A 9,929-nucleotide genomic window follows, 5' to 3' on the forward strand; every position below is an offset into this window, starting at 1 on the left:
GCGCGAGAGCACCGGCTGGCAGCTCACCGCCACCGGCAACGCTGCGCAGGGCTTCGAGCGCGTGCTGCTCGCCTGCAGCGCCGTCGAAGCTGCGCGCCTGGTCAAGCCCCATGCGCCGCAGTGGTCGGCGCTTGCCGAGGGACTGCGCCACGAGCCGATCGTCACCGTGCTTCTGAGAGCGCCGGGCGCACGGCTGCCGGCGCCCATGCTCGCGCTGGCCCCCGGCGGCGACATGCCGGCGCAGTACGTGTTCGACCTCGGGCAATTGCGCGACGGCGAGCGCGAACCGGCTGCGGCCGGGGTGCTGGCTTTCGTGATCAGCGGTGCGGCGGGCTGCGTCGAGCGTGGGCTCGGCATCACGGCGCAGCAAGTGCAGCGGCAGGCCACCGCGCAACTCGGCGCTCTGCTGCCGGGCCCGCCGCAGCTGCTACGCGTGCTGAGCGAGAAACGTGCGACTTTCCTCTGCACGCCGGCCCTTCGGCGCCCGCCGGCCGCCGTGGCCGACGGTCTGCAGGCCGCGGGCGACTACATCGACGGGCCTTATCCGGCAACGCTCGAAGGCGCGGTGCGCGCGGGGATCGCCGCGGCGCGCGCCGCTTGATACGGCGTCGCGTTCGAGCAGAACAAAAGCACAGGCGCCGGCCCGCAGAGCACTGAGCGCTGAGCGCTGAGACGCCTGCGATCGAACGTGGGTCCGGCATCAGCCGCAGTGACGCTGTGCCGCAGCGGCTACAAAGGCACCAACGCACCTTCCGCTGTGATGAACGCCGCCTCCACCGCATCCTGCGGCCGCAGCGCGCGGACCGCCTCGCGGTAGGTGGACAGCTGCTCGCGGTAGCCGGCCACATCCTGCGGCGAGTGCTGCAGCTTGTAGTCCAGCACCCACCAGACCGGGCCTGCGTCGGCGCGCAGCGCCACCAGGCGGTCGATGCGCAGCAGCTCGCCGTGCCAGGCCAGCGGCACCTCGTTGCCGGCCCAGGCGAACTGCGCGGGGTCGAAGAAGCGGCGACATGCCGGGCTGCTCAGCACCGCGCCGGCCAGCGCCGCGATGCGATCCTCTGCGGCCGTCGGCAAGCCGAACTCCGCTGCCGCTGCCATGGCAGATTGTGCGAGCAGTGCAGGCGCGGGCAGCCACTCGAGCACGCGATGAACAGCACGGCCGAGGCGCGCCGCCTCGCTGTCCGGCGTGCGGCCGGACGCTGAGCCTGCGGGTTGCTCCGCAACGGCGGCCCGGGCGCCGTTGCGCAGCCGCGGCAGCACACGCAACACGATCGGCGCTGCGTTACCGGCGTGAGCAGCAAGCGGCTCGGGCGCCGCAGCGAGCACCGCCACGCCCGCGTCGGCCAGCCGCTGCCAGGCGCTGATTCCGGTCGCCGCCCTGAGCGGCGCCGTCGCGCTGAGAACCAACTGCTCGCGGGCGCGCGTCATCGCGACATACAGCGCATTGAGTTCCTCGCGAGCCCGCCCGGCTTGTTCGGCCAGCATCAACGGCCGCAGCGAAGCCGGCAGCTTCGATTCGCTGGCAACGAAGGCGCAGCAATGCGGATGCGCAGCATCGGCGGGCCAGTCGATGAGAAGCGTCGCGTGTTCGGCTTTCGGGGCCTCCGGCGCGGTGTCGATCACGAACACCGCACGCGCCTCCAGTCCCTTGGCCCCGTGGATCGTCAACAGTTGCACTGCGTCGCGCTCTGCCTGCGGCGGCAGCAGGACGCGCCGGCGTTTGAGCGCGCGCACGAAGTTATAGGGCGTGGCATAGCGGCCGCCGTCCTGCAGCAGGGATTGGGCCAGCAGCGCATCGATTGCCGCCAGCCCCGCCGCGCGCCGGCTTTGCGGCAGTGCCGCCGCATAGCGCTCGTGCACTTGGCCCTCACTGAGGATGCGATCGAGCAGATCGTGCGGCGGCAGCGCCGCGGCAGCGTATGCCCAGCCGGGCAGCAAGGCACGGGCGCGCACCAGCGCCGGACACGTTTCGATCGATTCCATCGCCTCGCCAAGCAAGGCGGAATGCCACGAACTCTTCGCCGCGCGCGCGGCGAGCGCGAGCACGACCAACTCGTCATCGCCGGCACCGAACAGCGGGCTCCTGAGCACCTGCGCCAGCGCCAGGTCGTGCATCGGCGAAGCCAGCACGTCGAGCAGCGCCACCAGGTCGCGCACCTCGGGCGCGGCCATCAGCTCGCGCTGCTCCGGCGCCGCGTGCGCGATGCCGAGCTCGCGCAGTGCCTGCGCCACGAAGGCCAGCGGAGCGCGCTTGCGGCACAGCACCTGGATGTCGCCCGGCAGCCAGCCCTCGCGCTCGAGCAGCGCGGCGATTCGCGTCGCGACTTGCCGCGCCTCGATCAGGCGCAGCGCTTCCTCGGCCTCGACGCGCGGCGTAACGAGGCTGTCGCGCCAGGGCAGCGGTGTCGAATCACGCGACTTCCCTTCGAGCCGCGGCACCACCGCCAGCAGCGTCACGGCACCGTCGGGCTGCGTCACGTCGGTGGTGTGGGCGCGAAAGCCCTCGAAGCCCCCCTCGCTCTGCGCGCGCTCGAACACTGCATTGAGCGCCGCCAGCACGGCCAGGGCATTGCGCCGTGTGTGATCGCAGGCCAGACGCGCCGCGCCGAAGGCCTCGACGACGAAGTCGCGCGCCTGCGCGAACACGCGCGGGTCGGCACGGCGGAAGCGGTAGATGCTCTGCTTCGGATCGCCGACGATGAATACCGCCAGCGGCTGCTGGCCGCTGGCACCGCCGCCGGCGCCTGCGTAGCCGGCCAGCCAGGCATCGAGCGTGCGCCACTGCAGCGGGCTGGTGTCCTGGAACTCGTCGATCAGCAGGTGGCGCACGCGGGCGTCGAGCCGCTGCTGCAGCCAGCCGGAGAGCTGGGCGTCGCCGAGCAGCGCTTCGGCGCAGGTTTCCAGATCGGCCATGTCGGCCAGGCCGCGTTCGCGTTTGAGGTCGCGGTAGCTCGCCAGCAGCACGCGCGCGAGTCGCACCAGGCGTGCGTGGGTGGCATGCGCGGCTTGCTGGTCCACCGCCTGGCGGATGCGCGCGAGTGCCTCGCAAGCCTGCGACTGCAGGGGCCGCTCGCCCAGGCGCTTCTTCGGAGCGCCGGCAGCGGTGTGCAGTGCGCCGCACACCGCCTCGAAGGCGGCTTCGTCGTCGTTCTCGGCCAGGCCCGTTTCGAGCTCCGCAGCGGCCTGCAGTTGCAGCGACTTGCCCGAGGCGCCGAGTTCGCGGGCCAGTTGCCCCAGCAAGTCCACCAGGCCGGGCTCGCGCAACGCCGCAGCGGGGGTGGCAAGACCTTCGAACGCCGGCCACAGCGCTGCGGCTGCGGGCACGCTGGCCGCCAGCACACCGGCGGCGTCGGCGCGCTCGATTTCCACGCGTTGATCGAGCGCCGCTTCGAGCCACTGCTGCGCCACATGGCGACCTCGCTCGCGAACCAGTGCGGCGAAGTCCTCGCGCAGTTCAGTATCGGCAGCGACCGCCGAGAGAAAGCGGCGCCAGTACTGCGGCTGCAACTCGCTGCGCTCCTCGATCAGGTCGATTTCGCCGGCGAGGCCGAGCCGCTCCAGCGAGGCCAGAGGCGCTGCGCGCAGCAACTGGCTGAACCAGCCGTGGAAGGTGCGGATCTCGACCGGGCGGCCCCCGGCCAGCAGCCGCTCGTAAAGCACCCCGAGGCGAGGGGCAAGCGCGTGCGCCTCGGCGAGTGTGCAGCCGCGCTCCAGCAGCGCCTGCTCGCGCTCGTGGCCGCTTGCCAGCGCGAACTCGCGCAGCCAACCATGCAGGCGCTCACGCATCTCGCCGGCAGCCTTGCGGGTGAAGGTGATGGCCAGGATCTCCTGCGGCTCGGCGCCGGCCAGCAGCGCACGCACGATGCGCGAGACCAGCATCCAGGTCTTGCCGGCCCCCGCGCAAGCCTCGACGACGACGCTGCGGCGCGGATCGCAGGCCACGCGGTAGAAGTCGGCAGCCGCGACCAGCGCGCCGTCGAGGCGGTAGGCCAGATCGCGTGAAGCACGGGCGGCAGGCACGGCGTTCATCACTGGCCCTCGGCCGAATCAGCCGGCGTTTCGTCCCAGTGATCGCGACGGCACAGGCCGCGCGCGTTGCAGTGCTCGCAGGCCTTGCCCTCGCCCAGCGCCGGCAGCGCTGCACCGCCGCGCAAGCGTCCGTAGTCGGACGCGATGCCCTCCAGCAGCGACGCGGCGCTGGCCTGCACCTCGGCATGCGGCAGCAGGCTGACGCCCTTGCGCCCGTCGAGCGCGAGATAGGCCGCCTCGACACCGCCGGGCGCGAGGCCCTCTGACGCCTCGATCAAGGCCGCGTAGAAAGGCAGCTGCGTGTCTTCGAGCGGCTGCTTCAGCCGCTGGCGCAGCGCGGCGTTGCCGCTGGTCTTGTAGTCGACGACGCGCAAGCGGGTCTGCGCGCCCTCGCCTCGCCGGTCGACGCGGTCGAGCTGGCCGCGCAGCGTCACGTTCAGGTGGGCGAGCGCTGGCGGCGCGGTCTGCAATGCCAGCTCGGTGTCGCGCACGTGCAGTCCCTCGGCCTCTTCGCGGTGCAGCAGTTCGAGGTAGCGAGGGACGAGTTGCTCGAACCAGGCCGCATAGGGGAGGAAATCGGCATCGTCGCGGGCCAGGAGCGCCTGCTGCTCGTCTGCAATGCGGCGCAGCAACTCGGTATCAGAAACCGCCTCTGCGCTGTTGCGGCGGCGGTGAAAGTCCTGCAGCACCGCATGCAGCCAGGTGCCGTAGTCGCGCTTGTCGAGCGCATCGTCGAGCTCCTCCGGCTCGCCGAGCCGCAGCATGCGTTCGGCGAAGAAACGGTAGGGACAGGCGCGCAGCGCCTCGTAGGCCGTGGCGTTGAGCGTGTCCGGCAACAGCGCGGCCGCGCTTGGCGCAGGACGCGCAACCGGCCGCGCGGCGATCGCCTGCAGCTCGCGAGGGTCGGTCGCAGCACCGAGACGATGCCTGGCACGTTCGGCCGCGAACTGCAATCGCAGCAGCAGCGCGCTGGGCTGCAAGGGCTCACTGCCGTCGCGCCGGCGATGAAGGAACATGAGCTTCGGCGCTCGCAGCAACTGCGCGAAAGCGCCTTCCTCGGCGGCGCGTCGCTCGGCGCTGCCGGCCAGTCCCAGCGCCTGTGCGAGCGCATCGCCGAGCAGCGGCTGCGGCGCCGGCGCGGAGCCGAGTTGCGCTTCATCGGCCCCCGGGCAGACGATGGCCGCGAACGGCCGGAGCATCGCGCGCTGCAGCGGCGTGATGACGACCGCGGCGGCGCCCTCATCGGCGCCACGCGGCTTGAAAGCGATCTGCTCGAGCACCGATTCCGCCCAACGGCCGAACTCTGCGGCGTCGAAGCGGGCGCCTGCGGCCTGCTGCACCCAGGTCGTCGTCGGCTCGCCGTGCAGACGCAAGGCTTCAAGCACCTGTGCGCCGGCGGCGTCCTGCAGCAGCGCCTCCCACAGACCGGCCTGCTTCAAGGCAGCGCCCAGCCGCCCAAGCCATTCGGCCAGTGACAGGCGACGCGTCGCGCGCAGGGGCAGGGCGAGCGCGAGCCACGCTTGCCACACGGCAGCAGCCGACGGCTCGAGCCGTGCGGCATCGAGCTGGTGCAATGCACTGAGGGCACCGCGCCGACAGGCAGCTTCAAGCGCATCGAGGCCGGGCCAGTCGCCGCCGCTCGACTTGAGCCAATCGAGTAGTTCGTCCGTCGAGGCACGCGGCCGGGCGGCGCGCAACAAGCCGGCGACGCTCGCGCCGGCACGCGTGGTCGAAAGTTTCCAGCCGGTCTCGTCGTCGATCGGCACTTGCTGGCGCTCGAGCAGGGCGCGAACGCGCCGCACCAGCACGCGGTCGAGCGCGACCAGGGCGACGGGCTGCTCGCCGCGGGCAAGATGTGCCAGGACCTGCGCCGCGCTGCGCTGCGCCTCGTCTTCGAAGTCGCTGCAGCCAGTGACATGAATCACCCCATCGGCGAACGGCACCTCCAGCGACCGGCCCGCGTCGAGCCAGAGGACCGGCACGGCCGAGTGGGCCAGCAAGGAGGCGGTCAAGGGATCCGCGGCACCTGCACGCAATGCGACCCAGGCGGACGGCGCCAACGCATGCAGCGCGTCGGCGGCGTCGACAGCGGCCGTGGTCGACCATTCGAGCGCGAGCCGGGCAAGAGCACGTTCCTGTGCGCCGGGGCCGGGCCCTCCCGCCAACCGGGCGCGCGCTTCATCGGACCATGCCTCGCGTGACGACGGTGGCAACGCGAGCCGCACACGCGCCAGCGACTGGGCCGTTTCGACCAGCCGCGACAGCGCCAGCTCAAAGCCGGTCGTATCGCGCCGCGACCAGTCGGGCGCAGCGGCCGCAAGCAACTGGCCGGCCTGCAATCGATCGGAGACAGCATCGAAGCTGAGCGCGCTCGGCTCGGCCGCGAGCGGCGCGGCCAGGCTGGCCGCGAGCGTCTGCGTGGTTTCGAAGCGCGGCAGCCACAGCGCATTGCCCAGCCGGCTCCAGGCCGCACGCGCCAGCGGCAAGTGCTGCGCGAAAGGCAGCAGCACGATCACGTCCCTGAGCGCAAGGTCCGAACGCTGGGCGAATTGCTGGGTTTCGACGGCGAGCCAGGACCAGGCGGCAGAGGAATCGAGCGCGGCAGGCAGGGATCGCGCAGTCGCGGCGGGTTCGGTGTTCAAGGTGAAAGGGCGTTGACTGAAAACCAGACGATCATGCGGCCTCCTCTATCAAGCCCATAGCGCACCGGCGGTCAAGGGCGCTCACGTGGCGAAAAGCCTTGTGTCAAAATCATTTTGCCTCGGAGCCCGTGCGTGCCGCGCACGGCAGGCCGCGGTTGAAGGACACCACGATGGCCAGCGAACTGATCAAACACATCTCCGACTCGTCGTTCGACGCCGACGTGTTGAAGTCCGGCACCCCGGTGCTGGTCGACTACTGGGCCGAATGGTGCGGGCCGTGCAAGCAGATCGCCCCCATCCTCGATGAGGTGGCGCAGGCCTACGGCCCCAAGCTGCAGATCACCAAGATGAACGTCGACGAGAACCGTGAAGTGCCGGCCAAGTACGGCATTCGCGGCATCCCGACGCTGATGCTGTTCAAGGACGGCCAGCTGGCCGCCACCAAGGTCGGCGCCCTGTCGAAGTCGCAGTTGACGGCTTTCCTGGACGGCCACCTATAATCCGCAGCAATTGCCGGGGCAAGCGTTTTTCGCTGGTCCCGGGCACTGCCAGATTGCCGCCACGCCGCCACTTCGGTTTAGCGCGTAGGCCCGGCACCCCATCCCGGATTTTTCGACCCCTCTCGTCGCCGCGCAAGCGGCTCGACCCTGACCGCGAGCGGCGCGGCCGATTCCCTCGGCTTCTACCCGCCCGATCCCAGTGGCGCGCGATCAGCCCGCCACGACAGCACCCAGAGGTGCGCACCATGCATCTATCCGAACTCAAAGCCCAGCACATCTCCGAACTGATCAAGATGGCGGAAACGCTCGAGATCGAGAACAGCGGCCGCATGCGCAAGCAGGAGCTGATGTTCGCAATCATGAAAAAGCGCGCCAAGCAGGGCGAGCAGGTCTTCGGCGACGGCGTGCTCGAAGTGCTGCCCGACGGCTTCGGCTTCCTGCGCTCGCCCGAGGCCAGCTACCTGGCCTCGACCGACGATATCTACCTCTCGCCGAGCCAGATCCGCCGCTTCAACCTGCACACGGGTGACCTGATCGAAGGCGAAGTGCGTGTGCCCAAGGACGGTGAGCGCTACTTCGCGCTGGTCAAGGTGGACCACGTCAACGGGATCACCGCCGAGGAGAACAAGCAGAAGATCATGTTCGAGAACTTGACACCCTTGTTTCCCAAGGAGCAGTTCAAGCTCGAACGCGACATCAAGTCGGAAGAGAACATCACCAGCCGCATCATTGACCTGATCGCGCCGCTCGGCAAAGGCCAGCGCGCCCTGCTCGTCTCGGCGCCCAAGAGCGGCAAGACGGTGATGATGCAAAACCTCGCGCACGCGCTGATCGCCAACCACCCCGAGGTGCACCTGATCGTGCTGCTCGTCGACGAGCGCCCCGAGGAGGTCACCGACATGCAGCGCACGGTGCGCGGCGAGGTCATCAGTTCCACCTTCGACGAGCCGGCTGCGCGCCACGTGCAGGTTGCCGAGATGGTGATCGAGCGTGCCAAGCGCCTGGTCGAGTTGAAGAAGGACGTGATCATCCTGCTCGACTCCATCACCCGCCTGGCGCGCGCGTACAACAACGTGCTGCCGTCCTCGGGCAAGGTCCTCACGGGCGGCGTCGACGCCAACGCGCTGCAGCGCCCCAAGCGTTTCTTCGGCGCGGCGCGCAACATCGAGGAAGGCGGCTCGCTGACCATCATCGGCACCGCGCTGGTCGACACTGGCTCGCGCATGGACGAGGTGATCTACGAAGAGTTCAAAGGCACCGGCAACTGCGAGATCCACCTCGACCGCCGCATGGCCGAAAAGCGCGTGTACCCGTCGATCCTGCTCAACAAAAGCGGCACACGGCGCGAGGAGCTGCTGCTCAAGCCGGAGATCCTGCAAAAGACCTGGATCCTGCGAAAGCTGCTCTACCCGATGGACGAGATCGAGGCGATGGAATTCATCCTCGACAAGATGAAGGCCACCAAGACCAACCACGACTTCTTCGACATGATGCGAAGGGGCGGCTAGCTATAATTCGCGGTTTTTCCGCCTTCGGAAAGTGCGTCGCAGCGCGCGGCGTGGCTCCCGCACCAATGGATTCAGCGAGGATACAAAGATGAAAGACGGCATTCACCCCAACTACCGCGACGTGTGCTTCGTCGACATTTCCAACGGCTTCAAGTTCGTGACGCGTTCTTGCGCGCAGACCCGCGAGACGGTCAAGATGGACGATGGCCGCGAATTGCCGTTGTACAAGTTGGAGACCACGAGCGAGTCGCACGCGTTCTACACCGGCACCCAGAAGAGCATCGACTCCCTGGGCGGGCGCGTGGAGAAGTTCCGCAACAAGTTTGCGCACGTCGGCTTGAAGAAGTAAGCGCTGTGGCGGCATCCGCCCACGCTAAGGCAGCCTCGGCTGCCTTTTTTCTTGTCCGTGCGGGCGCAGCAGCGCGCCGCATATGCCGTGCCATCCGGCATGACGCCAGGCTCGGTGAGCGATGCATCGCCGATACACGGCTTTTCCTGCAAGATGCCGCCCTGTCGCCTGGCCCCGGTCCGCTTTGAACCTGCCCACCCCTGCCCTCGTCGCCCAGCGTGCCGCGCAGCGCCTGCCTCGCATGGTGCTGCTGCTGTTCTGCGCGGCCTATGTGCTGCCGGGTCTGTTCGGCCGCGACCCGTGGCGCAACGCCGACCTCAGCGCCTTCGGCTACATGCTGAGCCTGGCGCGCGGCGTGGCCGACCCGCTAATGCCGACGATCGCCGGCCTGCCGGCCGACGGCGCACTGCTGCCCTACTGGCTGGGCGCCGCTTCGATCGAACTGCTGGGGCCGCTGCTGGCCGCCGCGCCGGCCGCGCGGGTGCCTTTCGCCCTGCTGCTGATCGGCGTGCTGGTCTTCACCTGGTACAGCACCTACCACCTGGCACGCACCGAGGCGGCGCAGCCCCTGCCCTTCGCCTTCGGCGGCGAGGCCGCGCCGATCGATTACGCCCGCGCCATCGCCGACGGCGCTCTGCTCGCACTCATGGCCACCCTCGGCCTGCTGCAGCTCGGCCATGAGACGACGCCAGAACTCGTACAGCTCTTCGCGACCGCGCTCTTTCTTTATGCAATGGCGGCGAGCCCCTGGCGAGCGGCCAAGTCGCGCACCGCCGTGCTGATCGCCCTGCCGATGCTGGCTGCCAGCGGCGCCCCCAGCATCGGCCTGGGCTTCGCGGCCGCCGGGTTGGCCGTCAGTTTGCGATCGAGCTACCCGCAAGCCCGCAGCTTCGCGCTGTGG

6 protein-coding genes and 1 pseudogene are annotated in these 9,929 nt (G+C 69.6%); 5 read left to right on the forward strand and 2 right to left on the reverse strand.

The features are described 5' to 3' along the window. Positions 1 to 601, forward strand: a 601-nt coding sequence (locus tag H0W38_RS08620; RefSeq protein ID WP_367161782.1) for an FAD-dependent oxidoreductase, incomplete at its 5' end; no start/stop codon positions are given. Positions 602 to 729: 128 nt separating this feature from the next. On the opposite strand, the gene H0W38_RS08625 is transcribed toward H0W38_RS08620, so the two are convergent. Together H0W38_RS08625 and H0W38_RS08630 are read right to left on the reverse strand one after the other, a co-directional pair. Further along, complete coding sequence (locus tag H0W38_RS08625) at positions 730 to 4,029, reverse strand: exodeoxyribonuclease V subunit beta (protein ID WP_292452923.1); 3,300 nt, start codon at positions 4,027 to 4,029, stop codon at positions 730 to 732. After that, positions 4,029 to 6,671, reverse strand: coding sequence for a PD-(D/E)XK nuclease family protein (locus H0W38_RS08630; RefSeq protein ID WP_292452924.1), 2,643 nt, complete (start codon positions 6,669 to 6,671; stop codon positions 4,029 to 4,031). The genes H0W38_RS08625 and H0W38_RS08630 overlap by 1 nt, the downstream gene beginning before the upstream one ends. Positions 6,672 to 6,841: 170 nt before the next feature. Here H0W38_RS08630 and trxA point away from each other — a divergent pair, with 170 nt between their 5' ends. The 4 genes and pseudogenes from trxA to H0W38_RS08650 form a co-directional block, all read left to right on the forward strand. Next, a complete protein-coding gene (trxA, locus tag H0W38_RS08635; RefSeq protein ID WP_292449161.1) occupies positions 6,842 to 7,171 on the forward strand; it encodes a thioredoxin TrxA in 330 nt (109 codons plus the stop codon). 245 nt (positions 7,172 to 7,416) lie between these two features. Beyond that, positions 7,417 to 8,679 carry a transcription termination factor Rho gene (rho, locus tag H0W38_RS08640; protein WP_292452925.1) on the forward strand — a complete coding sequence of 421 codons (1,263 nt, stop codon included), beginning with the start codon at positions 7,417 to 7,419 and terminating at the stop codon, positions 8,677 to 8,679. A gap of 88 nt (positions 8,680 to 8,767) precedes the next feature. Then, a complete protein-coding gene (locus H0W38_RS08645) occupies positions 8,768 to 9,028 on the forward strand; it encodes a type B 50S ribosomal protein L31 (protein WP_292448923.1) in 261 nt (86 codons plus the stop codon). Positions 9,029 to 9,212: 184 nt separating this feature from the next. Beyond that, positions 9,213 to 9,929, forward strand: a pseudogene (locus tag H0W38_RS08650) (hypothetical protein); the annotation flags it as partial.

This window comes from Methylibium sp. (assembly GCF_013817365.1).
GTDB lineage: Bacteria > Pseudomonadota > Gammaproteobacteria > Burkholderiales > Burkholderiaceae_C > Methylibium.

Bases quoted from the DNA above. Each gene is read 5' to 3' on its own strand.
- rho (WP_292452925.1), top strand. From the start codon at position 7,417: ATGCATCTATCCGAACTCAAAGCCCAGCACATCTCCGAACTGATCAAG.
- H0W38_RS08645 (WP_292448923.1), top strand. From the start codon at position 8,768: ATGAAAGACGGCATTCACCCCAACTACCGCGACGTGTGCTTCGTCGAC.
- trxA (WP_292449161.1), top strand. From the start codon at position 6,842: ATGGCCAGCGAACTGATCAAACACATCTCCGACTCGTCGTTCGACGCC.
- H0W38_RS08625 (WP_292452923.1), bottom strand. From the start codon at position 4,029: ATGAACGCCGTGCCTGCCGCCCGTGCTTCACGCGATCTGGCCTACCGC.